At 64.9% G+C, this 24,438-nt stretch carries 25 protein-coding genes; 10 read left to right on the top strand and 15 right to left on the bottom strand.

Annotation, left to right across the window (positions count from 1 at the left end; genetic code table 11):
* Window positions 1-24 precede the first annotated feature (24 nt).
* The 3 genes from folE to H618_RS0108560 form a co-directional block, all read right to left on the bottom strand.
* Window positions 25-570: a GTP cyclohydrolase I FolE gene (folE, locus tag H618_RS0108570; RefSeq protein ID WP_028694687.1), complete on the bottom strand. Its 546-nt coding sequence runs from the start codon at window positions 568-570 to the stop codon at window positions 25-27.
* Window positions 571-639: 69 nt separating this feature from the next.
* Window positions 640-1,200: a Smr/MutS family protein gene (locus H618_RS0108565; RefSeq protein ID WP_028694686.1), complete on the bottom strand. Its 561-nt coding sequence runs from the start codon at window positions 1,198-1,200 to the stop codon at window positions 640-642.
* 134 nt (window positions 1,201-1,334) lie between these two features.
* On the bottom strand, window positions 1,335-1,925 hold the full coding sequence (locus H618_RS0108560) for a cysteine hydrolase family protein (RefSeq protein WP_028694685.1): 591 nt from the start codon (window positions 1,923-1,925) through the stop codon (window positions 1,335-1,337).
* Window positions 1,926-2,104: 179 nt separating this feature from the next.
* Between H618_RS0108560 and prmB the strand changes: the two genes are divergently transcribed.
* Window positions 2,105-3,013: a 50S ribosomal protein L3 N(5)-glutamine methyltransferase gene (gene prmB, locus H618_RS0108555; RefSeq protein WP_028694684.1), complete on the top strand. Its 909-nt coding sequence runs from the start codon at window positions 2,105-2,107 to the stop codon at window positions 3,011-3,013.
* 15 nt (window positions 3,014-3,028) lie between these two features.
* Here the strand turns inward: prmB and H618_RS0108550 are convergent, their stop codons facing one another.
* Window positions 3,029-3,808, bottom strand: coding sequence for a hypothetical protein (locus tag H618_RS0108550; RefSeq protein WP_028694683.1), 780 nt, complete (start codon window positions 3,806-3,808; stop codon window positions 3,029-3,031).
* Window positions 3,809-3,912: 104 nt separating this feature from the next.
* Window positions 3,913-4,878: an alpha/beta hydrolase gene (locus tag H618_RS0108545; RefSeq protein ID WP_028694682.1), complete on the bottom strand. Its 966-nt coding sequence runs from the start codon at window positions 4,876-4,878 to the stop codon at window positions 3,913-3,915.
* A 157-nt stretch (window positions 4,879-5,035) separates the two neighbouring features.
* Here H618_RS0108545 and aroC point away from each other — a divergent pair, with 157 nt between their 5' ends.
* The 3 genes from aroC (at window position 5,036) to H618_RS0108530 (ending at window position 7,930) form a co-directional block, all read left to right on the top strand.
* Window positions 5,036-6,127, top strand: coding sequence for a chorismate synthase (aroC, locus tag H618_RS0108540; RefSeq protein ID WP_028694681.1), 1,092 nt, complete (start codon window positions 5,036-5,038; stop codon window positions 6,125-6,127).
* A gap of 118 nt (window positions 6,128-6,245) precedes the next feature.
* Window positions 6,246-7,400 (top strand): MFS transporter, encoded by a 1,155-nt coding sequence (locus H618_RS0108535; protein WP_033727564.1) that lies wholly within the window; start codon window positions 6,246-6,248, stop codon window positions 7,398-7,400.
* Complete coding sequence (locus H618_RS0108530) at window positions 7,397-7,930, top strand: hypothetical protein (RefSeq protein WP_028694679.1); 534 nt, start codon at window positions 7,397-7,399, stop codon at window positions 7,928-7,930. The genes H618_RS0108535 and H618_RS0108530 overlap by 4 nt, the downstream gene beginning before the upstream one ends.
* Window positions 7,931-7,985: 55 nt before the next feature.
* Here H618_RS0108530 and H618_RS0108525 read toward each other — a convergent pair whose 3' ends face one another.
* Complete coding sequence (locus H618_RS0108525) at window positions 7,986-8,258, bottom strand: DUF3509 domain-containing protein (RefSeq protein WP_028694678.1); 273 nt, start codon at window positions 8,256-8,258, stop codon at window positions 7,986-7,988.
* A gap of 315 nt (window positions 8,259-8,573) precedes the next feature.
* Here H618_RS0108525 and H618_RS0108520 point away from each other — a divergent pair, with 315 nt between their 5' ends.
* Window positions 8,574-9,095 (top strand): ankyrin repeat domain-containing protein, encoded by a 522-nt coding sequence (locus tag H618_RS0108520; protein ID WP_028694677.1) that lies wholly within the window; start codon window positions 8,574-8,576, stop codon window positions 9,093-9,095.
* Between the two features lie 51 nt (window positions 9,096-9,146).
* Window positions 9,147-9,671 carry a hypothetical protein gene (locus H618_RS0108515; RefSeq protein WP_028694676.1) on the top strand — a complete coding sequence of 175 codons (525 nt, stop codon included), beginning with the start codon at window positions 9,147-9,149 and terminating at the stop codon, window positions 9,669-9,671.
* Between the two features lie 45 nt (window positions 9,672-9,716).
* Here H618_RS0108515 and H618_RS0108510 read toward each other — a convergent pair whose 3' ends face one another.
* From H618_RS0108510 to H618_RS0108500, 3 genes are all read right to left on the bottom strand, one after another.
* Entirely contained in the window at window positions 9,717-10,895 is a 1,179-nt protein-coding gene (locus tag H618_RS0108510) for a vWA domain-containing protein (protein WP_028694675.1), read from the bottom strand.
* An 11-nt stretch (window positions 10,896-10,906) separates the two neighbouring features.
* Complete coding sequence (locus H618_RS0108505; protein WP_028694674.1) at window positions 10,907-11,752, bottom strand: AAA family ATPase; 846 nt, start codon at window positions 11,750-11,752, stop codon at window positions 10,907-10,909.
* Between the two features lie 72 nt (window positions 11,753-11,824).
* Window positions 11,825-12,898 (bottom strand): AsmA family protein, encoded by a 1,074-nt coding sequence (locus H618_RS0108500; protein WP_028694673.1) that lies wholly within the window; start codon window positions 12,896-12,898, stop codon window positions 11,825-11,827.
* 127 nt (window positions 12,899-13,025) lie between these two features.
* Here H618_RS0108500 and cysK point away from each other — a divergent pair, with 127 nt between their 5' ends.
* Window positions 13,026-14,000: a cysteine synthase A gene (gene cysK, locus H618_RS0108495; RefSeq protein ID WP_028694672.1), complete on the top strand. Its 975-nt coding sequence runs from the start codon at window positions 13,026-13,028 to the stop codon at window positions 13,998-14,000.
* A gap of 158 nt (window positions 14,001-14,158) precedes the next feature.
* The gene (locus H618_RS0108490) at window positions 14,159-15,094 is read left to right on the top strand and encodes an aspartyl/asparaginyl beta-hydroxylase domain-containing protein (protein ID WP_028694671.1); all 936 of its coding nucleotides are present in this window, start codon (window positions 14,159-14,161) and stop codon (window positions 15,092-15,094) included.
* A gap of 47 nt (window positions 15,095-15,141) precedes the next feature.
* On the opposite strand, the gene H618_RS0108485 is transcribed toward H618_RS0108490, so the two are convergent.
* The 6 genes from H618_RS0108485 to H618_RS0108460 form a co-directional block, all read right to left on the bottom strand.
* A complete protein-coding gene (locus H618_RS0108485; protein ID WP_028694670.1) occupies window positions 15,142-15,621 on the bottom strand; it encodes a DUF4265 domain-containing protein in 480 nt (159 codons plus the stop codon).
* On the bottom strand, window positions 15,618-16,511 hold the full coding sequence (locus tag H618_RS0108480; protein WP_033727562.1) for a DMT family transporter: 894 nt from the start codon (window positions 16,509-16,511) through the stop codon (window positions 15,618-15,620). Before H618_RS0108480 ends, H618_RS0108485 begins: the two co-directional genes overlap by 4 nt.
* Window positions 16,512-16,612: 101 nt before the next feature.
* Entirely contained in the window at window positions 16,613-17,353 is a 741-nt protein-coding gene (locus tag H618_RS0108475) for a YciK family oxidoreductase (protein WP_028694668.1), read from the bottom strand.
* A gap of 38 nt (window positions 17,354-17,391) precedes the next feature.
* Entirely contained in the window at window positions 17,392-18,063 is a 672-nt protein-coding gene (gene mupP / locus H618_RS0108470) for an N-acetylmuramic acid 6-phosphate phosphatase MupP (RefSeq protein WP_028694667.1), read from the bottom strand.
* A 2-nt stretch (window positions 18,064-18,065) separates the two neighbouring features.
* Window positions 18,066-18,764 carry a bifunctional 2-polyprenyl-6-hydroxyphenol methylase/3-demethylubiquinol 3-O-methyltransferase UbiG gene (ubiG, locus tag H618_RS0108465; RefSeq protein WP_028694666.1) on the bottom strand — a complete coding sequence of 233 codons (699 nt, stop codon included), beginning with the start codon at window positions 18,762-18,764 and terminating at the stop codon, window positions 18,066-18,068.
* 64 nt (window positions 18,765-18,828) lie between these two features.
* Entirely contained in the window at window positions 18,829-20,154 is a 1,326-nt protein-coding gene (locus tag H618_RS0108460) for a TRZ/ATZ family hydrolase (RefSeq protein ID WP_028694665.1), read from the bottom strand.
* Window positions 20,155-20,322: 168 nt separating this feature from the next.
* Here H618_RS0108460 and mtnA point away from each other — a divergent pair, with 168 nt between their 5' ends.
* Both mtnA and gyrA read left to right on the top strand, forming a co-directional pair.
* Window positions 20,323-21,399 (top strand): S-methyl-5-thioribose-1-phosphate isomerase, encoded by a 1,077-nt coding sequence (mtnA, locus tag H618_RS0108455; RefSeq protein ID WP_028694664.1) that lies wholly within the window; start codon window positions 20,323-20,325, stop codon window positions 21,397-21,399.
* A 245-nt stretch (window positions 21,400-21,644) separates the two neighbouring features.
* Window positions 21,645-24,425: a DNA gyrase subunit A gene (gene gyrA, locus H618_RS0108450; RefSeq protein ID WP_028694663.1), complete on the top strand. Its 2,781-nt coding sequence runs from the start codon at window positions 21,645-21,647 to the stop codon at window positions 24,423-24,425.
* Window positions 24,426-24,438 lie beyond the last annotated feature (13 nt).

Genomic DNA, 24,438 nt, shown 5'->3' with positions numbered 1-24,438 from the left:
GGCCGGCTTGGCAACGCGGTTGCATCAGCGAATCAGGCTGAGGAACTCGGTGCGCGTCGCGGCATTGGCGCGGAACTCGCCGAGCATCACCGAGGTGATCATGCTGGAGTTCTGCTTCTCGACGCCGCGCATCATCATGCACATGTGCTTGGCTTCGATGACCACGGCAACGCCGGCGGCGCCGGTGACCTGCTCGATGGCTTCGGCGATCTGGCGGCTGAGGTTTTCCTGGATCTGCAGGCGGCGGGCGTACATGTCGACGATGCGCGCGACCTTGGACAGGCCCAGCACCTTGCCCTTGGGCAGGTAGGCGACGTGCGCCTTGCCGATGAACGGCAGCATGTGGTGTTCGCACATCGAGTAGAGCTCGATGTCCCGGACCACCACCATCTCGCTGTTGTCGGAGCTGAACAGCGCGTTGTTGGTGACCTCTTCGAGGGTCTGCTCATAACCGCGGCAAAGGTACTTCATGGCCTTTGCGGCCCGCTTGGGCGTGTCGCGCAGGCCCTCGCGGGAGACGTCCTCGCCGATCTGGCCAAGGATCTCGGTGTAGTTCTGTTCCAGGGACATGGATCTACCTGTGGGAATTTTCGCAAAAATGAAGGTTAAGTCTCGGGGCGCGGCGCTGCAAGCGCGATGTTACTCGTCGCGGCCTTCGAGCATGGTTCGCTTGAGCATCACATACACCGCCCCGGTGCCGCCATGGCGTGGCTGGCACGAGACAAAGCCGAGCACTTGCGCGTGCTGGCGCAGCCAAGTGTTGACGTGGCTCTTGATCATCGGACGCTTGCCGTCCAGGCGCGCGGCCTTGCCGTGGGTCACGCGCACGCAGCGCACTTCCAGCTTGGTAGCCTCGGCGATGAAGTCCCAGAGGGTTTCGCGGGCCTTCTCGACGCTCATGCCATGCAGGTCGAGGCTGCCTTCGAAGGCGATCTGGCCCAGCTTGAGCTTGCGCAGCTGGGTTTCCTGCACTCCGTCACGGCGCCACAGCAGCTCGTCTTCGGCGCCGACGTCGATGACGAACTGATCGGACAACCCGTCGATCACCAGCGGCTGGTCGCTGCGAATGGTCGCCTTCTGCCGCAGACCGGCGAGTTGCTTGCGGTCGGTCCTGGGCTTGCCAACTTCAGCGCGATCGTGGCTGATCGGCTTGACGCCGCGCACTTCACTGCGAAAGAGGGAAAAGTCGTCGTCTTGCATGATGCCTCCAGCTGGGCGGCGTAGTGTACGTGAGTCGACCGGGCCGCGGCAGGTCTGTGGGCGTCATGCGCGGTGCCGGCCGCGCTGCCCCTGGCGCCGAGCGGGCTGTGCCCGGCACCGGCATCGGGCTGGAATCAGATCAGGCTGGCGGTGGGGGCGACGCAGGCGAAGTTGTCGGCCATGACCGCCATTTCGCCCTGGTGGATCTGCGCGGCGGGAATCACCCCATCCTTGAATGCCAGGTCGCGTGTGGCCGAGGCGTCTTCGACCAAGGTGCAGCGGTAGCCGTAGTCCTTGGCGCGGCGCACGGTGGTGCTGACGCTGGAGTGGCTCATGAAGCCGCAGACGATCAGGTCGAGATGGCCCAGACCCTGAAGCGTTTCGTGCAGCTTGGTGTTCTTGAAGGCGTTTGGCATGCGCTTTTCGATCACCACCTCGCCCTCGCGGGGTTCGAGGCCGGGAATGAATTCGCCGCGCGGACCTTGCGGATCGAACAGCCCGCCGACCGTGCCCAGGTGGCGTACATGCACGATCGGACGCCCCGCCAGGCGCGCAGCTTCGAGTAACCGGGCGATGTTGGCCGTGGCCTCGGGCATGCCCGACAGCGCCAGAGGACCGCTCAGGTACTCCTTCTGCGCATCGATGATGATCAGGCTGGCCTGGCTCAGCTTGGCCGGCGGGTAGTCGCGGCCGCTGAGGCGGAACATCGTGGTTGGAACGGACATCAAGGGCTCCTTCGGCTAGGGCTTTTGCCGGCTATTGTCCTCTGCCGCGACGACAATGGGAATGCTTGACAGCGCAGCCAGCGTCATTGCTGGCCTGTGGCTATCTGCAGCGACCTGCCGGCGACCCATTCGCAGGCCTCTGCTGGTAGACTTTCCCACTGTCCCAAAAGGAGTCCACAGTGATCACTTCCCGCCTGCGCACCCTGCGCGACCATATCCGTTGGGCGGTCAGCCGCTTCCATGAGCACGACCTGTTCTTCGGCCACGGCGCCGACAACGCCTGGGACGAAGCGCGCCTGCTGGTGCTCGGCGCCGTGCACTTGCCGTATGAAATCGCCGACGCCTACCTCGACTGCCGGCTCGAAGACGACGAGCGGGTACGCCTGCTGCATCTGCTCAAGCGGCGCATCGACGAACGCATTCCGGCTGCCTACCTGCTGGGCGAAGCCTGGTTCTGTGGCATGTCGTTCATCGTCGACCCGCGCGTACTGGTGCCACGCTCACCCATCGGCGAACTGCTCGAAGCGCGCCTGGAGCCGTGGCTGGGCAGCGAGCCGGCGCGCATCCTTGACCTGTGCACCGGTTCGGGCTGCATTGGCATCGTTGCCGCCGACGTATTCCCTGAGGCCGAAGTGGTGCTGGCCGATCTGTCGTTCGAAGCCCTCGAGGTGGCCAACCAGAACATCGAGCGCCACGGCCTGGAGGAGCGGGTGTACACCGTGCAGGGCGATGGTTTTGCCGGCCTGCCCAAGCAGCGTTTCGACCTGATTCTGTCCAACCCGCCGTACGTCGATGCCGAAGACTTCGCCGACATGCCCGCCGAGTACCAGCACGAGCCGGAACTGGGCCTTGCCTGCGGCAACGATGGCCTCGACCTGGTGCGGCGCATGCTCGCCGACGCCGCCGAACACCTGACCGACAAGGGCTTGCTGATCGTCGAGGTGGGCAACAGCCAGGTGCATGTCGAGCAGTTGTACCCGGAAGTCGATTTCGCCTGGCTGGAGTTCAAGCGCGGCGGGCATGGTGTATTCATGCTCACCGCCGAACAATGCCGCCAGCATCAGGAGCTGTTCCGCTCGCGGGTCTGATCGAGCGGCAGCCGCTCAGCGGGTGGCGATGAAAATCAGCAGCCCGGCCTGGAACACCGCGAAAGCCACCAGGCAGGTGATGGTGAAGCGCAGCCCGCTGTCTTCGCGCTCGACCCGCGCCACGCGCTCGTCGCGTTCACGCAGTTGCACGGTCAATTCTTGCAGCTGCTGCTCGGCCTGCTGCAACAGCGCCGCGGTGTCGAGCACCGGCAAGACTTGCACTTTGTCCTCGTTCCAGTGCGGGCGCAGCTGGCTGACCGCGGCATCGAGCACGCGCGCCTTGGCCGCCGGGCCGTCGGCATAGCTGACGTCCAGGCCGGCAGCGCGCAGCAGATGGTCGCGGCGCTGGCGGGCGTCGTCGCTGAGCACCTCGTTGCTGGCCAGCTCCAGGCCTTGCACGCGGTAGTCCGGCCAGCGCTGCTGTAGCCAGCGCGCCGCCTTGGCCAGCAGGAAGCGGCCCAGGCCACGGTTGATCGGCTCGAGCTGCAACGCTGCGCCGATCTGCACCGCGCGCTCGGCATGATCGACGCGCACGTCCACTTGATTCTTTTCCTTGTGCGTCAACTGCCCCGGCAGGCTGATCTGCATGCGCAGCAGGGCGTGGGTCTTGCTGTAGCGCTCGGCGTGGCCCAGTTGCACGAAACGCAACGGCCGCGGGCCGGTGCGTTCGGTGGGTTGCGGGCTCAGGCGCAGCAGCAGGAAGTGCTCGCAGGCGAGGTCTGCCCACGGCAGCGGCGCAGCGTCAGGCGCAGGCGGCGTGAGGGCCGGCTCTGCGGGGGTGGGGTCAATGCTCATGGGGTGGTCCTCGAATCCAGCCAGACCGCAATCGGGGCGTTCAGACGCTGCGGCTGCGGGATCAATGCCAGGCTATCGGCAGCAATCCCGGCAACCTGAGCGGTTCATGCCTGAGGCAGACCGCGAATGAAGCTCACCAGGCTTTCGCCAAGCTGCCGCGCCAGAGGCAGTTCTGGGTTGCGGTAGCTGTCGCGCTGCTGGCTCATGTCCCGCGGGCTGATGCGCAGCATGTGGTTCATGCCGTTGATCAGCACCAGTTGGGCATCCGGCTTGGCTTCTTGCAGGCGCTGGGCGTCGAGCACTTCCACTTGCACGTCGTTGCGGCCCTGGATGATCAGTGCAGGTACCTGGAGCCTGGCGAACGCCGCTGCCGGGTCCTGGCGCAGCAGGGAAATCAGGTACGGCTGCACGCTCGGACGAAACGCCTGACGCAGTGGGGCAGGGACGTCGAGGCTGGTCTGCCCAGCTTGCAGGTGGTCGAGGAGCAGGTTGCCGCGCAGCATGTCGGCAGGGCCCAGGCGCCTGGCCAGTTGCTCGCGCAGCACCTCGGCGATCGGCCGGCCACTGCCCGCCAGGGTCACCACGGCGCTGGCACCGGCGTCATGAGCCGCGAGGCTTGCGATCAGCGCACCTTCGCTGTGGCCGACGATGATCAACGGGCCGAAGCGTGAATCGCTGCGCAACTGCCGACCCCAGGCCACCGCATCGGCGACATAGCGTTCCACGCTGAGGTCGCGCTCGTCCGGCGTGGCCGGCTGGCTGGCGGCCACGCCGCGTTTGTCGTAGCGCACGCTGGCGATGTTCTGCCGGGCCAGCAGCAGGGCCAGGCGCTTGAGGTTGTCGACGCGGCCCGAGGCCGGATTGTTGCCGTCGCGGTCGGTCGGCCCGGAACCTGCGATGATCAGCACCACCGGCGGCGGGGTGTCCAGTTGCGGCAGCAGCAGGCTGCCGTGCAGCACACCGACGCCGGTGTCCAGTTCGATAGGGCGTTGCAGTACGGTAGGAACGGCGGCATGGACCAGGCTGGCACACAGCGACAACAGCAACACAGCGACAAGGCGCGACTTCATGGAGAGGGGCTACGTGGGGAGATGACACTCAGACCCAGAGGCCCGATGAAGGTTCTGCCCTGGCGCGGCCTGATCCGGCGATCGCGCCTACACCGGTCAGCGCCATTTTCCGTATACTGCCCGCCTCGTTCACTTCAGGCAGATTCGCGGAGCGTCCATGTCCGGCAATACCTACGGCAAGCTGTTCACTGTCACCACCGCTGGCGAAAGCCATGGCCCGGCGTTGGTCGCCATTGTCGATGGATGCCCACCGGGCCTGGAGATTTCCCTGGCTGACCTGCAGCACGACCTCGACCGGCGCAAGCCCGGCACCAGCCGGCACACCACCCAGCGCCAGGAAGCCGATGAAGTGGAGATTCTGTCCGGGGTCTTCGAGGGTCGCACCACCGGCTGCTCGATCGGACTGCTGATTCGCAACACCGACCAGAAATCCAAGGACTACTCGGCGATCAAGGACCTGTTCCGCCCGGCCCACGCCGACTACACCTACCACCACAAGTATGGCGAGCGCGACTACCGCGGCGGTGGCCGCAGCTCGGCGCGGGAAACCGCCATGCGCGTCGCGGCCGGTGCCATCGCCAAGAAGTTTCTCGCCACCCAGGGCATCCGCGTGCGCGGCTACATGAGCCAGCTCGGCCCGATCGAAATTCCCTTCCACAGCTGGGACAGTGTCGAGCAGAACGCCTTCTTCAGCCCCGACCCGAGCAAGGTGCCCGAGCTCGAGGCGTACATGGACCAACTGCGCCGCGACCAGGACTCGGTAGGGGCGAAGATCACCGTGGTCGCCGAGGGCGTGATGCCTGGTCTGGGCGAGCCGATTTTCGACCGCCTCGACGCCGAGCTGGCCCATGCGCTTATGAGCATCAATGCGGTCAAGGGCGTGGAGATCGGCGCAGGCTTTGCCAGTGTCGCCCAGCGTGGCACCGAGCACCGCGACGAGCTGACCCCGGAAGGGTTTCTCAGCAACAACGCCGGCGGCATTCTCGGCGGGATTTCTTCGGGCCAGCCGATCGTGGCTCACCTGGCGCTCAAGCCGACCTCCAGCATCACCGTGCCGGGGCGCTCGATCGATGTGCATGGCAATGAGGTCGAGGTGATCACCAAGGGCCGTCACGACCCCTGCGTGGGCATCCGCGCAACGCCTATTGCCGAGGCGATGATGGCCATCGTGCTGATGGATCACCTGCTGCGCCACCGTGGACAGAACGCCGATGTGCGGGTCGAGACGCCGGTACTGGGTCAGCGCTGAGCGAGCGCTACGCTGCCGGGGCCGGCTGTCGATAACGGCGGTCTGCGTCGGCTCCCAGGTGTGCGGCTGACCGGGTCGCCCCGGCTGGCCGCCACGACCTGATCGGATCGAATTGCCAATGCCCATTCCCTACTGGCGCCTGTCCAGCTTCTACCTCTGCTATTTCGCCTTGCTCGGTGCCACCGCGCCTTTTCTGTCGCTGTATTTCCATCACCTGGGGTTTTCCCCGGCCCGCATCGGCGAGCTGGTGGCCATTCCCATGCTGATGCGCTGCGTGGCGCCCAACCTGTGGGGCTGGCTGGGTGACCGCAGCGGTCGGCGTCTGCTGATCGTGCGCCTCGGCGCGCTGTGCACGCTGGCAAGCTTTGCGCTGATCTTCATCGAGCACAGCTACGCCTGGCTGGCGCTGGTGATGGCGCTGCATGCGTTCTTCTGGCACGCGGTGCTGCCGCAGTTCGAGGTCATCACCCTGGCGCACCTGCACGGGCAGACATCACGCTACAGCCAGGTGCGCCTGTGGGGCTCGATCGGCTTCATCCTCGCCGTGGTCGGCCTCGGCCGGCTGTTCGAGTGGTTGAGCCTGGATGTGTATCCGCTGGCGGTGCTGGCGATCATGGCGGCCATTGTCGTTGCCAGTCTGTGGGTGCCTTCGGCGCAACCGCTGGAACAGGGCGAGCGCCCTGCGGCACAAGGTTTTCTGCGCCAACTGCGTGCGCCTGGCGTGCTGGCCTTCTACGCCTGCGTGGCGCTGATGCAACTGAGCCACGGCCCGTACTACACCTTCCTCACCTTGCACCTGGAGCAACTGGGCTATAGCCGCAGCGCCATCGGCTTGCTGTGGGCGCTTGGCGTGGTGGCCGAGGTGCTGATGTTCTTGCTGATGAGCCGAGTCTTTGCCCGCTGTTCGGTGCAGGCGGTGCTGCTGGTGAGCTTTCTGCTCGCCAGTGGCCGCTGGCTGTTGCTCGGGACATTGGCCGACATTCCCGGGCTGCTGGTGCTGGCACAACTGCTGCACGCCGCCACGTTCGGCTGCTTCCATGCAGCCAGCATCGCTTTCGTCCAGGCCAGTTTCGCTGCACGCCAGCAGGGTCAGGGCCAGGCGCTGTATGCCGCACTGTCGGGCACCGGCGGCGCTCTGGGCGCACTGTATGCAGGCTATAGCTGGAACCTCTTGGGTCCATCCTTCACTTTTGCCGTGGCCAGCGTTGCCGCTCTGGCCGCTGCCATCATCACCGCGCTCGGTCTGAGCGCGCGCAGGAGTCAATCGCCATGAGCATTCTCAGCGTCTTTCACTACAGCGATGTGCAACAGCCCTACAAGGTGCTGACCCACAGCGACGACATCCGCTCCACCCTGGCCGAGCATGGCCTGGGCTACAGCCGCAGCGAAATCGCCTCACCGCCGCGGCCCGGCGCCGGGGCTGAGGCGGCCTTGCAAGCGCTGGGTGAACGCGTAGGGCAATGGCTGGACGAGCAGCGCTGTCAGGCCGTCAGCGTGATCGACGTCGATGGCGACAGCGACAGCAATCTGTGGCTGGCGGACGAGCACAGCTATGGATGTGATGAAGTGTTCGTCGTAGTCAGCGGGCGGGCACAGGTGAGCGTGCGTTGCGGCGACTGGGTCTGCGCGCTGCTGAGCGAGAAGGGCGATGTACTGCGGGTACCACAAGGTGCGGGGCGCTGGCTGAGTCTAGGCGATCGGCCGTTTTGCCTGGCGCTGAGGTTGCTGGCAGAAGAAGGGGGGTTGCCGGTATTCGAAGAGGCTTCGACGGCGAAGGCATTTCCGGGGATGGATGAACTCTGAGCGATTCGAGGGGCCATAGTCATGGCCCCTGTTGGCGCGGTGCTGCGTGCAGCGATCAGCGGTAGGTTGGCAGGGCGAAGCGCTGTTGGCTCTGCAGCATGGAAATCACTGGCAGTTCGCTGGCTTGTTCGGCCAGGTCACGGCGGATGGCGCTGATCGCCCAGGACAGCTGCTCGGCGCTGTGCAGTTGGCCGTAAGACAGCACACGGCGGCTGACTTTGCCATCGGTGGCGCGCAGGGTCAGCAGAACGCCTCCGTCAGGGCGAGGCTGGGTATTGACTTGGAAAGCCGGGAAAATCGAGGTGAATTTCTGTTGGATAAGGTCCATGTCAACTCCTGAACGGGAATGGTCGAAGATTCTATGTTCAGTAGTTGCAGCGACTGTGCCAGCATTTTGATTTAGATAAAAACCTTTTAAATCAGTTAGTTATGATGTTTTTGCAGAAGTGCTTCCATGCAGCCTGCAAGGTCGTGCATTTTGCACAGTGCATTTTGCAATGCCAGCCTTTCCCGCGCTGATCGACAGCACGCGTAGCCAGGCAGACAAATAGCCTGACTCTGTCGCGACGATAGATTCGGAACCTTTGCCCGCGCCGTGCAGCCTCACACATCATTGGGCTCACATTCTGCCAGGAGGTTCACCATGCAAGACGCTGCCCCCGCTGCCATGACCGATGAAGAAACCGCCGCCTTCGCCGCACAAGTTTTCGACTGCGCTCGCGCGGGCGACGCGCAGATGCTCGATCGCCTGATCAGCAGCGGTCTGCCGGTCGACCTGCGCAATGGCAAGGGCGACACGTTGCTGATGCTGGCGAGCTATCACGGGCATTTCGAGGCGGTGCAGGTGCTGCTGCGCCATGGTGCAGACCCGCTGATCGCCAACGACAACAACCAGCTACCCATCGCCGGTGCGGCATTCAAGGGCGATCTGCCAATGATTCGTCTGCTGGTCGAGAACGGCGTGCCGGTCGATGCCGCTGCGCAGGATGGCCGTACCGCGCTGATGCTTGCGGCCATGTTCAACCGCGGCGAAATTCTCGAGTACCTGCTGGCCGAAGGTGCCGACCCCACGCACCGCGACGCTCGCGGCGCCACGGCACTGGTGGCGGCGCAGACCATGGGCGCGGTGGAAGCGGTCGAGCGTCTGCAAGCGCTGGCTGGCTGACCGCCCGGGGGGTATCCTTGGCACCTTTTTCCAAGGTGCCAGGCCCCTCCCATGAAAGATTCACTGCGCGAACTCATCAGCCTCATCGGCGCAGGCTGCATGCCCGAGGCCGACATCGAGCGTATCGCCGAGGAAGCGGCCCAGGCCTATGCAGACCCGGCCGCGTTCCTCGCTGCCAACCCTGATATCAACTACGACGACAGCTTCCCCATCCCCTTGGGCGAGTGGGTCGTGGTCGGCAGCTTGCCCGATACCGTGCTGTTCCAGGCCGAAAGCTACCCGCAGTTGTTCGAAGTCATCAGCGCGTCGTTCGACCCCAGCATCGGTTTCAACCTCAAGCCCAAGCAATTGCAGCGCACCGAAGCGCTGACGGCACTGAACCGCATCCAGGTGCAGATGGCTGCCTTGAACAAGGAGGCCGGTGGTTACGTGCTGATCAACTTCAGCCAGCTGCTGGACGACCCGCTGCAGATGATCATCGTCGGTCAAAACGACCTGCCGCGGGTGCTGGAACTGGCTGCGCACGTCGGCATCGCTGCCGAGCCTGCGCTGGAGGCATTGAAAGCGGCGCAGTGAGCGGCCTGTACGGCTGAGCCTGTGCTGGGACGGGCAGGGCCTTTCTCACTTGGCCAGGTACTTCATGCCGTCTTCCAGGCCTTGCAAGGTCATCGGGAACATTCGCTCGCCGATCAGCTCGCGCACCAGCTGGGTCGAGGCGGTGTAGTCCCAGGCGCGCAGCGGATACGGGTTGATCCAGATGACCTTGCTGAATTTTTCCAGCAGCCGCTGCATCCACACAGCGCCGGCTTCCTCGTTCCAGTGCTCGACGCTGCCGCCCGGCTGGGTGATTTCGTAGGGCGCCATGGCGGCATCACCGACGAAGATCACGCTGTAGTCGTCGCCGTATTTGTGCAGCAGGTCGAAGGTCGCCATGCGCTCGCTGTTGCGACGCAGGTTGTTCTTCCATACCGTTTCATAGATGAAGTTGTGGAAGTAGTAATACTCCAGGTGCTTGAACTCGCTGCGACACGCCGAGAACAGCTCTTCGCACACCTTCACGTGGGCGTCCATCGAGCCGCCGATGTCGAACAGCAACAGCAGCTTGACCGCGTTGCGCCGCTCGGGGCGCATCTGGATGTTGAGCAGGCCGGCATCGCGGGCCGTCTGATCGATGGTGCCGGCGATATCGAACTCGTCCGCCGCGCCCTGGCGGGCGAACTTGCGCAGGCGGCGCAGGGCCAGTTTGATGTTGCGCGTGCCCAGCTCGACCTGGTCATCGAGGTTGCGGTACTCGCGCTGTTCCCACACTTTCACCGCCTTGCCCTGGCGTTCGCCGGCATCGCCGACGCGAATGCCTTCGGGGTTGTGGCCACCCGAGCCGAACGGGCTGGTGCCACCGGTGCCTATCCACTTGTTGCCGCCGGCATGGCGTTCCTTCTGCTCGGCCAGGCGCTGCTTGAACGCCTCTATGAGCTTGTCCAGACCGCCCAGCGACTGAATCTGCGCGCGCTCTTCGGCGCTCAGCGAGCGCTCGAACTCCTTGCGCAGCCACTCTTCGGGAATCAACGCTTCGAGGTGCTGGTCGAGGTCTTGCAGGCCGTCGAAATAGGCGGCAAAGGCGCGGTCGAACTTGTCGAAATGCCGCTCGTCCTTGACCAGGATGGCGCGGGCGAGGAAGTAGAACTGCTGCATGTCGGCGAACACCACGTGCTGCTCCAGCGCCGCATGCAGGTCGAGCAACTCGCGCAGCGATACCGGCACCTTGGCCGCGCGCAGTTCGGTGAACAGGTTGAGCAGCATGGCCAGGCTCCTCAGCGATTGCCGCGACGGCTCATGAAGGCCAGGCGCTCGAGCAGTTGCACGTCCTGCTCGTTCTTCACAAGAGCCCCTGCCAGCGGAGGAATGGCCTTGGTCGGGTCGCGCTCGCGCAGCACCGCTTCGCTGATGTTGTCGGCCATCAGCAACTTGAGCCAGTCGACCAGTTCGGAGGTGGACGGCTTTTTCTTGAGCCCCGGTACCTTGCGCACATCGAAGAACACGTCCAGCGCCTCGCTGACCAGCGACTGGCTGATGTCGGGGTAATGCACATCGACGATGCGCTGCAAGGTGGTGCGGTCGGGGAAGGCGATGTAGTGGAAGAAGCAGCGGCGCAGGAAGGCGTCGGGCAGCTCCTTTTCATTGTTCGAGGTAATGATGATGATCGGCCGATGACGGGCCTTGATGGTCTCGTCGGTCTCGTAGACGTAGAACTCCATCTTGTCGAGTTCTTGCAGCAGGTCGTTGGGGAATTCGATGTCGGCCTTGTCGATCTCATCGATCAGCAACACCACCCGCTCATCGGCCTCGAAGGCTTCCCACAGCTTGCCCTTGTTCAGGTAGTTGCGTACGTCGTGCACCTTGTCCACGCCCAGTTGCGAATCACGCAGGCGGCTGACCGCGTCATATTCGTACAGGCCTTGCTGGGCCTTGGTCGTGGACTTGATGTGCCAGGTGATCAGCCGCGCGCCGAACGATTGCGCCAGTTGCTCGGCCAGCAGGGTCTTGCCGGTGCCGGGCTCACCTTTGACCAGCAACGGCCGCTGCAGGGTGATCGCAGCGTTGACCGCAAGCTTGAGGTCATCGGTGGCGACATAGTCGCGGGTGCCTTCGAATTTCATCCAGCGGTCCTCAGAAGCTTCAAATAAGGTGCCCGCGACTATAACCGCCGTTGCCGGGCGTGAAAACGCGCGTCACTCGGCATCGGGCTTGGGTTGTTCATAGCGGGCGCTGAACGCTTGCACGAAGCCGTTGCGCAGAATCTGCAGGAAGGCCTCGAAGGCGCTGATGTCCTGCTGATGCACGCTGCCGCGCAATTCGACGCGGGTGGCGAACTGGTTCTTCGGCTGGTTCTTCAGCACGGTCTGCCCAGCGCCGACCAAGGCTTCCCAGACCGAGCGGAAAAAGCCCTTGTTCTGGTTCTCGACGTCCTGCTGCCAGTCGAACACCTCGACGTCGCGCAGCAGCGGCTTGATATAGCCATTGAGGCGACCGTTTTCGGCCTGGGCCTCGATCACCACATCCCCCGTGCCGGCGTTGAAATCGAACTTGCCGTAGGCGCTGGCGAAATCATTGAGCTGGCGCAGGGTGATGTCGCTGGCGCGCAGGCGGAACTGGAAGTCGTCGAAGTCGCTGAACGGGTCGAAGGTGGCGCTGCTCTCGACCTTGGCATCGCCGAACAGGCGCGCCTTGGCCTCGAAGCTGGCGTCGCGGCGGCCCTCTTGGTCGCGTACGTTGGTCAGGTTATGGATGCTGGCTTCAAGCTGGGTGGCCTGCAGTTGTACCGGTGGCTTGGACTGGAAATTGCGAAAGCGCACGTTGCCGTCGTGGATGCGCACTTCGTTGAGGGTGATGGGCAGCAGCTTGCCCAGTTGCTGGCGCCAGTCGGTGCCGCGGCCAGACTGCGAGTTCTGCTTGCTGCCACCGTCGACGAAGTTGATCACCGGCCGCTCGAAGGTCACCTGGGCGACCACCGCCTGGTCGTACCACAGCGAATGCCAGCTCACCGACAGGTCGATCAGCGGCGCCTCCAGCAGCGGCACCGGCACCTTGCCGCTGGTCTTGACGATCTTCAGGCCGTTGATGCTATAGGCGCCGCGCCACCAGGCCAGGTCGACATCGGCGATCTCGCCACGGTACTCGCCCATGTCGGCCAGTTTGCCGTTGAGGTAGTCGCGCACCAGCCAGGGCAGGGCCAGGTGCAGGGCCACCAGCAGCGCGACCAGGCCGGCGATACTGAGCAGCGGCCAGCGATAACGGGCTTTCATCAGGGGCTCTCCCAAGTGCGGTAGCTGGTTGACCGTGCTGCCGCGCGGCGAGTTCGAACGGGCTTTACGGGTTCCCCGGGGCAGGCTTACCCTTGAACGCCTAACCCGCCTGCTCAAGGACCCTGCAATGAGCCGCATCTTCGCAGACAACGCCCACTCCATTGGCAACACGCCGCTGGTCCAGATCAACCGCATCGCGCCGCGTGGGGTGACCATCCTGGCCAAGATCGAGGGGCGCAACCCGGGTTATTCGGTCAAGTGTCGGATCGGCGCCAACATGGTCTGGGACGCCGAAGCCAGCGGCAAGCTGCGCCCCGGCATGACCCTGGTCGAGCCGACCTCGGGCAACACCGGCATTGGCCTGGCGTTCGTCGCTGCGGCGCGTGGCTACAAGCTGCTGCTGACCATGCCGGCATCGATGAGCCTGGAGCGGCGCAAGGTGCTCAAGGCGCTGGGCGCCGAACTGGTGCTGACCGAGCCGGCCAAGGGCATGAAGGGCGCCATCGAGAAGGCTGGCGAAATCGTCGCCTCCGACCCTGACGCCTACTTCATGCCCGGCCAGTTCGAGAACCCGGCAAACCCGGCGATCCATGAAAAGACCACCGGCCCGGAAATCTGGAATGATACCGACGGCGCGGTGGACGTGCTGGTCGCAGGCGTCGGCACCGGCGGCACCATCACCGGCGTGTCGCGCTACATCAAGAACACCCAGGGCAAGCCGATTCTCTCGGTGGCGGTCGAGCCGGCCAGCTCGCCGTTGATCACCCAGACCCTGGCCGGCCAGGAGCTGCAGCCCAGCCCGCACAAGATCCAGGGCATCGGCGCCGGCTTCGTTCCGAAGAACCTCGACCTGACGCTGGTCGATCAAGTGGAAACGGTCACCGATGACGAATCCAAGGCCATGGCCCTGCGCTTGATGCAGGAAGAGGGCATCCTCTGCGGTATCTCCTGCGGCGCGGCCATGGCGGCCGCGGTGCGCCTGGCCGAGAAACCCGAGATGCAGGGCAAGACCATCGTCGTCATCCTGCCTGACTCGGGCGAGCGCTACCTGTCGAGCATGCTGTTCAGCGACCTGTTCAGCGAGCAGGAAAACCAGCAGTGATGACCCTCGACTGATCCGCCGCAACGTTTCTGCGCCGGTTTCACCGCACACTCCCGAACCACCGCCCGCCCCTGGGTTGTTTTTCCCTGGGGCGGATGGGTTTATGATGTCGCGCGATCTGCCTGCGATCGCCGGTTTTTCTCTCCAAGGAGTGTTGCATGACGTTTTCCTTCATCGCCAAGGCGGGTGTGCTGCTGGTGTTCTTCGCCAGCGTGCTGTTCGTGCACCTGCGCGGCAAGGCGCGCCTGCCGGTACTGCGCCAGTTCGTCAACCACTCGGCGCTGTTCGCTCCGTACAACGCGCTGATGTACCTGTTCTCGGGCGTGCCGTCCAAGCCTTACCTCGACCGCCAGCGCTTCCCCGAACTGGACGTGCTGAAGGACAACTGGCAGGAAATCCGCGTCGAGGCCATGCGCCTGTTCGATGAGGGCTATATCCGCGCCGCCGAGAAAGACAACGACGCCGGTTTCGGTTCGTTCTTCAAGAAGGGCTGGAAGCGTTTCTACCTCAAGTGGTACGACAAGCCACTGCCCTCGGCCGAGGCGCTGTGCCCGCGCACCGTCGAGTTGGTCAGCAGCATTCCCAACGTCAAGGGCGCGATGTTTGCCCTGCTGCCCGGCGGTAGCCACCTGAATCCGCACCGCGATCCGTTCGCCGGCTCGTTGCGCTATCACCTGGGGCTGTCTACGCCCAACTCCGACGACTGCCGCATCTACGTCGACGGTCAGGTGTATGCCTGGCGCGACGGCGAAGACGTGATGTTCGACGAAACCTACGTGCATTGGGTGAAGAACGAAACCGAGGTGACTCGGGTGATTCTGTTCTGCGACGTCGAGCGTCCGCTGACCAGCCCACTGATGACCCGCATCAATCGCAAGGTCAGTGCCTTCCTCGGCCGTGCCACCGCGCCGCAGAATACCGATGAAGAACGCGTTGGCGGGATCAACCAGGCCTACGCCTGGAGCAAGCGCTTCAGCAACAAGCTCAGCACCCACGTCAAACGCTTCAAGCGCGCCAACCCCAAGGCCTACCGCATCCTGCGCCCGGTGCTGGCAGTGCTGGTGGCGTACCTGCTGTATCGCTGGCTGTTCTGAGTTCAGCGCCTCAAAAGCTACCGCTGTCGGCCCCAGGATCACTCCGGCTACAGCGGTAGCCCCGCCGAATACCTGTGCCGCAGCACCCCCTCCTCGAAATCCACCACCCCCGCCTGGCGTTGCACCAGCAGGAAGTACAGCAGCGCATCGATGCCGACCTGCGCCGGCACGTGCACGGCGATCATCCGTGTCGAGCGCTCCAGCTCGCAAGGGCAGGCGAACTGTTGCAACGCGACGAGCACCTCGTTCAGCTCATCCGCAGCCTTGACGATCACCCGCAGCACCGAGGCGCCGCTGCTGTGTCGTACGCGCTCCAGCCAGGCCATTTCGCCGTCGATGCGCACCTCGACGATATCGCCCGGCGCCACGTCGTAGGCATGGAAGGGCAGGCTGTCGATGCGATAGCCACCCTCGACCGGTTGCGCCCACAGACCCTCGACCGAAGCGGTGGGGTAGCCGTTGTGGTCGTGCGCCAGGCGTACCAGGATCTTGCGCGCGCCGCAGGTGGCAGCGTCGTCGGTGCTCATGCCGGCTTGCCGGGCCGAACGGCACTTGGCCGCAGCACCAGCCACAAGGCCACGGCGATCAGCGCGCCGCCATAGGCGTGGGCCAGCGACAGCGGCTCATCCAGCAGCCAGGCGCCCCACAGCACGCCGAATACCGGAATCATGAAGGTCACGGTACTGGCCTTGACCGGGCCGATATCGCCCAGCAGGCGGAAATACAGCACATAGGCGAAAGCCGTGCAGACCAGGCCCAGGCCCAGCAGCGACAACCACACCTGCCAGCCGCCCCAGCTGGCTGGAGGCTGGGTGGCAGCGCTCCAGACGAATGCCGGGGCCAGCAGCAGGGTGGCGCCGAGCATGCTGCCCAAGGCCGACAGTCGGCTGTCCAGGCCGCTGACCCAGCGCCGCGCCAGGTAACCGGCAAAGCCATAGCAGGTGGTGGCCGCCAGGCACGCCAGGGCGCCTTGCAACAGCGCTGCATCCAGCGCCACCGGCCCGGCGCCGCTGAGGATGCCCACCCCCAGCAGGCCGAGGAAGATCCCCGTCAGCTTGGCCGCGGTGAGCGCTTCCTGGAAAAACAGCGCGCCAATCAGCACGCCCATCAGCGGCGTGGTGGCATTGAAGATCGCCGAATAGCCAGCCGGCAGCACTTGCGCGGCCACCGAATACAGCGTGGCCGGAATGCCGGAGTTGATCATCCCCAGCAGCAGGCAGGCGCCGAGCTTGCCTTGGAAGCGCCAACCTGCACCTGAGACGGCAACGATGGCCAGCAGGCCAAGGCAGGCGATGGCGACGCGAAAGAACGCCGTGGGCACTGTGCCCAGTTGCGGGGCGATGATGCGCATGAACAGAAAGCTCGCGCCCCAGACGGCGGCGAGCAGCAACAGGCGAACAAGTGCGGTAGCGGGCACGGACGGCTCCGGAGGCAGGGCGGGGCGCGAGTCTACTGGATCGCTGTGACAGCGTCGCGGGGCAAAGCCGAGCGGCGCGTGGACGCCGCTCGCCAAGGAGGTTATTGCGCGTTGAAGGCCTGGCCGTTGATGCCCTTGCTGTCCGGGCCCATCAGGTACAGGTAGACCGGCAGGATGTCTTCGGGCAGTGGGTTGTTCTGCGGGTTTTCGCCGGGATAAGCCTGGGCGCGCATGCCGGTGCGGGTGGCGCCGGGGTTGATGCTGTTGGCGCGCACCGTGGCCACACCTTCAAGCTCGTCGGCCAGGGTCTGCATCAGGCCCTCGGTGGCGAACTTCGACACGCCATACGCGCCCCAGTAGGCGCGCCCGACGCGGCCGACGCTGCTGGAGGTGAACGCTACCGAAGCGTCCTCGGACAGCTTGAGCAGCGGCAGCAGCGTGCTGGTGAGCATGAAGGTGGCGTTGACGTTGATGTGCATGACACGCATGAAGTTATCGCCCGACAACTGCTCCAGGGGCGTGCGCGGGCCGATGATCGAGGCGTTGTTGAGCAAACCGTCGAGGCGGCCGAACTGGTTTTCGATCATCACCGCCAGTTCGTCGTACTGGTGCGCCAGGGCGGTTTCCAGATTGAACGGTATCACCACAGGTTCAGGGTGGCCGGCGGCCAGGATCTGATCGTAGACCTCGTTGAGGTTGGCTTCGGTCTTGCCCAGCAGCAGCACCGTGGCGCCCAGCGCGGCGTAGGCCCTGGCCGCTGCGGCGCCGATACCGCGGCCGGCGCCGGTGACCAGAATCACCCGGTCTTTGAGCAGTTCGGGGCGGGCGGTGTAGTCAAACATGGAATGAGTCCTTCAGATCGGAGGGCGGGAGGGTGCCTTCAGCACCCGCACAGCGCGCTGTCGAGCACCTTGCGCAGTTCCAGGGGGTGGTCCACCACCACGTCGGCACCCCAGTTGTTGGGGTTGTCCTCGGGGTGGATATAGCCATAGCGTACGGCCGCGGTGCGGGTGCCGGCGTCGCGTCCCGATTCGATGTCGCGCAGGTCGTCACCGACGAACAGCACGCTGGCCGGGTCGAGCTTGAGCGTAGCGCAGGCCAGGGTCAGCGGCTCAGGGTCGGGCTTGCTGCGTTTGACGTGGTCGGGGCAGATCAACAGCGCGGAACGCTCGGCCAGCCCCAGGCGCTGCATGATCGGCTCGGCGAAACGCAGTGGCTTGTTGGTTACCACGCCCCACAGCAGATTGCCTTTCTCGATGTCGGCGAGCAGTTCGGCCATGCCCGGGAACAGCGCACTGTGCACGGCGCAGTCCTGCTGGTAACGCTCGAGGAACTCCAGGCGCAGCGCCTCGAAGCCTTCATCGTCCGGGTCGATGGCGAAAGTCGCTGCGACCATCGCCCGCGCGCCGCCGGAAATCACGTCGCGGATGGTCTTGTCGGCAATCGCCGGCAGGCCGCGTTCGGCAAGCATCGCCTGACAGATGGCGATGAAGTCCGGCGCGGTATCCAGCAGGGTGCCGTCCATGTCGAACAGTACAGCTCGAAGGCGCATGCTCATTCCTCGCGCAGGGTCTGGATCATGTAGTTGACGTCGACATCGCTGCTGAGCTTGTAGTGCTTGGTCAGCGGGTTGTAGGTCAGGCCGATGATGTCCTTGACCTCGAGGCCGGCGTTGCGGCTCCAGGCGCCCAGCTCGGACGGGCGGATGAATTTCTTGAAGTCGTGGGTGCCGCGCGGCAGCATCTTGAGGATGTACTCGGCACCGACGATGGCCAGCAGGTAAGCCTTGGGGTTGCGGTTGATGGTCGAGAAGAACACCTGGCCGCCGGGTTTGACCAATCGCTTGCAGGCTTCGATCACCGAAGAAGGGTCGGGTACGTGCTCGAGCATTTCCAGGCAGGTGACCACGTCGAACTGACCGGCCGCTTCGTCAGCCAGGGCCTCGGCGGTGATCTGCCGGTACTCCACCTCGACCCCAGATTCCAACTGGTGCAGGCGCGCCACCGACAGCGGCGCCTCGCCCATGTCGATGCCGGTCACGCTGGCGCCGCGCAGGGCCATGGCTTCACTGAGAATGCCGCCGCCACAACCCACGTCGAGGACTTTCTTGCCGGCCAGGCCGACCCGTTCATCGATCCAGTTGACGCGCAGTGGGTTGATGTCGTGCAGCGGCTTGAACTCGCTCTCGCGGTCCCACCAGCGGTGGGCCAGGGCCTCGAACTTGGCAATTTCGGCGCGGTCGACGTTGCTCATTGAACCATTCCTCGGAAAAACTTCATTAAAGGTGTCAGCGCTGCCAGCCTCGGCTGGCACGCGGTCATTGATCGCCGGCACGGATGCGTTCGCCCCAGGCCCGCGCGGTGGCGGCCAGGGCCTGGGCGTCCATGCGCGTCAGGCGGCGTTCGTCGAGCAAATGCAGGCCTTCGACCCACACATGGCGGACGCAATCGCGGCCCGTGGCGTAAATCAGTTGCGAAACAGGGTCGTGCACGGGTTGCTGGGCCAGACCGGACAGATCGAACACCACAAGGTCGGCGGCCTTGCCCACTTCCAGCGAGCCGGTACAGGTTTCGATGCCCAGGGCGCGTGCGCCGTTCAACGTGGCCATGCGCAGTGCGCGGTGGGCGTCCAGGGCGGTGGCCGAGCCAGCCACGGCTTTGGCCAGCAGCGCGGCGGTGCGCGCTTCGCCGAGCAAGTCGAGGTCGTTGTTGCTGGCCGCACCGTCGGTGCCCAGGGCGACGTTGACGCCGGCCTGCCACAGGCGCTCGACCGGGCAGAAGCCGCTGGCCAGCTTGAGATTGGATTCGGGGCAGTGGACCACGCTGGTGTTGCTTTCTACCAGCAGGGCCAGGTCAGCGTCGCTGACTTGGGTCATATGCACAGCCTGCAGGCGCGGGCCCAGCAGGCCGAGGCGCTCGAGCCGCGCCAGGGGCCGCTCGCCGGTGGCGGCAACCGCCTGCTCGACCTCGCTGGCGGTTTCCTGCACGTGCATCTGCAGCGGCGCGTCTAGCTGGTCGGCGATAACGCGGATCTTCTCGAGGTTGGCGTCGCTCACCGTATAAGGCGCATGCGGCCCAAGGGCGATGCTGATGCGCGGGTGGTGGCGCAGGTCGCCGAACAGTTCGATGGCCAGGTGCAGGCCTTCTTCGGCGGTGCGCGCGCCAGGCACGGCAAAATCCAGCAGCGGCACGGCGATCTGCGCGCGAATCCCGCTTTCATGCACGCGGTCGCAGGCTTCGCGGGGGAAGAAGTACATGTCGGCGAAACAGGTGATGCCGCCCTGCAGCTGTTCGGCGATGGCCAGGTCGGTACCGTCGCGCACGAAGGCTTCGTCGACCCAGCGCGCCTCGGCTGGCCAGATGTGCTGCTTGAGCCAGGTCATCAACGGCAGATCATCGGCCAGGCCGCGGAACAGGCTCATGGCCGCGTGGCCGTGGGCGTTGATCAGGCCAGGGGTGAGCAGGCAGTCGGGCAGCTCACGCACTTGATTGGCAGCCGGCGCGCGGTCACGCGGGCCGATCCAGGCGATCAGCCCGTCACGCACGCCCAGCGCGTGTTCACGCAGCACCACACCGGCAGGCTCGACCGGCACCAGCCAGTCAGGAATCAGCAGCAGGTCGAGGGGAGGTGCGGCGCTGGGCATTCAGGATGTACCTGGGGTTTCGGCGGATCGGCGAGTATACCGCAATGGCAGAAAGTTGAGCTTCCCGCTGGCGGTCTGCCGCAAGGCAGTCCGGAGGTTTCCCGAGCGCCTGCCGATACAGCTGGGTATACTTCGCCGTTTTTTACCAGCCAGGCACGGGGAGTGGGGATGCGCGAGCGACTTTTGGCAGCGGAGCAGGTGATCGGGATCCGCTGGCGGGACGGTGCCTTGCATCTGCTCGACCAGCGCCTGCTGCCTGGCACCGAGCACTGGTTGGTCTGCACCGACGTCGCCGCAGTGGCTGCGGCCATTCGCGGCATGGCCGTGCGCGGCGCCCCGGCGATCGGCATCAGTGCCGCCTATGGCCTGGTTCTGGCGTTGCGTGACCGACTGGCCGAAGGCGCTGACTGGGAGCGTGCGCTGGAAGAAGACTTCGAGCTTTTGGGCGAAGCCCGATCGACCGCAGCCAATCTGTTCTGGGTCTTGCAGCGCATGCGTGAGCGGCTGTTGCGTCTGCGCGCGCAGGAAGATCCTTTGGCCGCGCTGGAAGCCGAAGCTATCGCCATTCACCAGAGCGATCGCGAGGCCAACCTGGCCATGGCGCAGTTCGGCCTCGAGCTGATCCGTCGCCATCAGGGCAGCGAGCAGACCTTCATCACCCACGGCAACGCCGGTGCGTTGGCTAGCGGCGGTATCGGCACGGCCCTCGGCGTGCTGCGTGCGGCGCACCTGGAAGGCATGGTCGAGCGGGTCTACGCCGGCGAAACCAGGCCCTGGCTGCACGGTTCGCGGCTGACCGCCTGGGAGCTGGCGCGCGAGGGCATCGCGGTAACCCTGAACGCCGATTCCGCGGCGGCGCACCTGATGAAGATCAAGGGCATCACCTGGGTGGTGGTCGGTGCCGACTGCATCGCCGCCAACGGCGATGTCGCGAGCAAGATCGGCACCTATCAGCTGGCCGTCTGCGCCATGCACCACGGCGTACGCTTCATGGTCGTGGCATCGAGCAGTTGCATCGATCTGAACCTTGCCAGCGGCGAGGACATTCCGCTCGAGGAGCGCCCGGTCAACGAATTGCTGGAGCTGGCCGGGGCGCCGCTGGCGGCGCAGGTCGAGGCGATCAACCCGGTGTTCGATGTGACCCCGGCCGATCTGATCGACGCGATCGTCACCGAGCGCGGCATCATCGAGCGTCCCGACACCGCCAAGATCGCGCAGATGGTGTGCCGCAAGCGCCTGCATTGAGGCTTGAGCGCGCCGTTTCAGCGCGCGGCGAGGCATGCTGCCATATCTCCCATCGGCGCGGCCGTTGTGATACCATCCGGCAGTTTCCAAGGCGGCGTATGACGGCCGCCTTCTTTGCGCAGATCCATGTCACAACTCATTGATTTGTCGTAAGTCGTCGCACTCTCGAGGGTCGCGGCGACGAGCTTCGTTGGTCCCAGGAGGGATCCAGCGGAGTTTCACCAGAAAAAGGAATCAGGCTTCTCATGGGCGAACTGGCCAAAGAAATCCTCCCGGTCAATATCGAAGACGAACTGAGACAGTCTTACCTCGATTACGCGATGAGCGTGATTGTCGGGCGAGCGCTGCCCGATGCGCGTGACGGCTTGAAGCCCGTGCATCGCCGCGTCCTGTTCGCGATGAGCGAACTCGGCAACGACTGGAACAAGCCGTACAAGAAGTCCGCCCGTGTGGTCGGTGACGTCATCGGTAAGTACCACCCCCACGGCGATACCGCCGTCTACGACACCATCGTGCGCATGGCCCAGCCGTTCTCGCTGCGCTACCTGCTGGTCGATGGTCAGGGCAACTTCGGTTCGGTCGATGGCGACAACGCCGCGGCGATGCGTTACACCGAAGTGCGCATGGCCAAGCTGGCCCACGAGCTGCTGGCCGACCTGCATAAGGAAACCGTCGACTGGGTGCCCAACTACGACGGCACCGAGCTGATCCCGGCGGTCATGCCGACCCGTATTCCCAACCTGCTGGTCAACGGCTCGAGCGGCATCGCCGTGGGCATGGCGACCAACATCCCGCCGCACAACCTGGGTGAAGTGATCGACGGCTGCCTGGCCCTGATCGACAACGCCGAGATCACGGTCGATGAGCTGATGCAGTTCATCCCGGGTCCGGACTTCCCCACTGCCGGCCAGATCAACGGCCGCCAGGGCATCATCGAGGCTTACCGCACCGGTCGCGGGCGCATCTACATGCGTGCCCGCTCGACGATCGAGGACATCGACAAGGTCGGTGGCCGCCAGCAGATCGTCGTCACCGAGCTGCCCTACCAGCTGAACAAGGCGCGCCTGATCGAGAAGATCGCCGAGCTGGTCAAAGAGAAGAAGCTCGAAGGCATCACCGAGCTGCGCGATGAGTCCGATAAAGACGGCATGCGCATCGTCATCGAGCTGCGCCGTGGCGAAGTGCCGGAAGTGGTGCTCAACAACCTGTACTCGCAGACCCAGCTGCAAAGCGTGTTCGGCATCAACATCGTCGCCCTGATCGACGGTCGTCCGCGCCTGCTCAACCTCAAGGACCTGCTCGAAGCCTTCGTCCGCCACCGCCGCGAAGTCGTCACCCGGCGTACCGTGTTCGAGCTGCGCAAGGCCCGTGAGCGTGGACACATCCTTGAAGGCCAGGCCGTTGCACTGTCCAACATCGATCCGGTCATCGCCCTGATCAAGGCCTCGCCGACCCCGTCGGAAGCCAAGGAAGCGCTGATCGCCACGCCGTGGGAATCGAGCGCCGTGCAGGTGATGGTCGAGCGCGCCGGTGCCGAGTCGTGCCGCCCCGAAGACCTGCCCGAGCAGTTCGGCCTGCATGACGGCAAGTACTGGCTGTCGCCGGAACAGGCCCAGGCCATCCTCGATCTGCGTCTGCACCGCCTGACCGGCCTTGAGCACGAGAAACTGCTGGCCGAGTACCAGGAAATCCTCGCCCAGATCGGCGAGTTGATCCGCATCCTCAGCAGCTCCCAGCGTCTGATGGAAGTGATCCGCGAAGAGCTCGAAGCGATCCGCGCCGAATACGGCGATGCGCGTCGCACCGAGATCCTCGATGCGCGCCACGACCTCAACTACGGCGACATGATCCCCGAAGAAGAGCGCGTGGTGACCATCTCCCACGGTGGCTACGCCAAGACTCAGCCGCTGACCGCCTACCAGGCCCAGCGCCGCGGCGGCAAGGGCAAGTCGGCGACCGGCGTCAAGGACGAGGACTACATCGAGCACCTGCTGGTCGCCAACAGCCACGCCACGCTGCTGCTGTTCTCCAGCAAGGGTAAGGTGTACTGGCTCAAGACCTACGACATCCCCGAAGCCTCGCGCGCCGCGCGTGGTCGGCCGATGGTCAACCTGCTGCCGCTGGAAGAGGGCGAGCGCATCACCGCGATGCTGCAGATCGACCTCGAAGCCTTGCAACAGAACGCCGACCCTGACGAAGACATCGAGGACGGCGAAGACGTCGTGCTCGAAGGTGAAGTGATCGAGGCCGAAGAAGTCGACGAAGAAGACGGCGACACGCCTGAGCTGGTGGCCGAGCCTACCGGCGCGTTCATCTTCATGGCCACCGCCTTCGGCACCGTCAAGAAGACCCCGCTCGCGCAATTCGCCCGTCCTCGCAGCAGCGGCCTGATCGCCGTCAAGCTCAAGGAAGGCGACACACTGATCGCGGCAGCCATCACCGATGGCGCCAAGGAAGTGATGATGTTCTCCAGCGCCGGCAAGGTGATTCGCTTCGCCGAAAGCGTAGTCCGGCAGATGGGGCGTAGCGCTCGCGGTGTTCGCGGCATGCGTCTGCCCAAAGGTCACGAAGTCATCTCGATGCTGATTCCCGAATCCGGCGCGCAGATCCTCACCGCTTCCGAACGTGGCTTTGGCAAGCGCACCCCGCTGTCCAAGTTCCCGCGCCGCGGTCGCGGTGGCCAGGGCGTCATCGCCATGGGCACCAAGGGCCGCAACGGCAATCTGATCGGCGCCATCCAGGTGCACGAAGGCGAAGAGATCATGCTGATCTCCGACCAGGGCACGCTGGTGCGCACTCGGGTGGGCGAGGTTTCCAGCCTTAGCCGTAACACCCAGGGCGTGACCTTGATCAAGCTGGCCAGCGACGAGACGCTGGTGGGGCTGGAGCGTATCCAGGAGCCTTCCGAAGACCTCGACGAGCTGCTTGAGCTGGGCGAAGAGGGTGGCGAGGGCGAGCTGCCTGATGCCGCTGAGGGCCAGGATGACGACGGCCCGCAGGCCGCGGACGACCTGCCGCAGGAATGACATGGCGATAACC

Source organism: Pseudomonas cremoricolorata DSM 17059 = NBRC 16634, from assembly GCF_000425745.1.
Classification (GTDB): domain Bacteria; phylum Pseudomonadota; class Gammaproteobacteria; order Pseudomonadales; family Pseudomonadaceae; genus Aquipseudomonas; species Aquipseudomonas cremoricolorata.
Note: the sequence above shows the minus strand (reverse complement) of the source record. Positions and strands in the feature narration are given on the sequence as shown.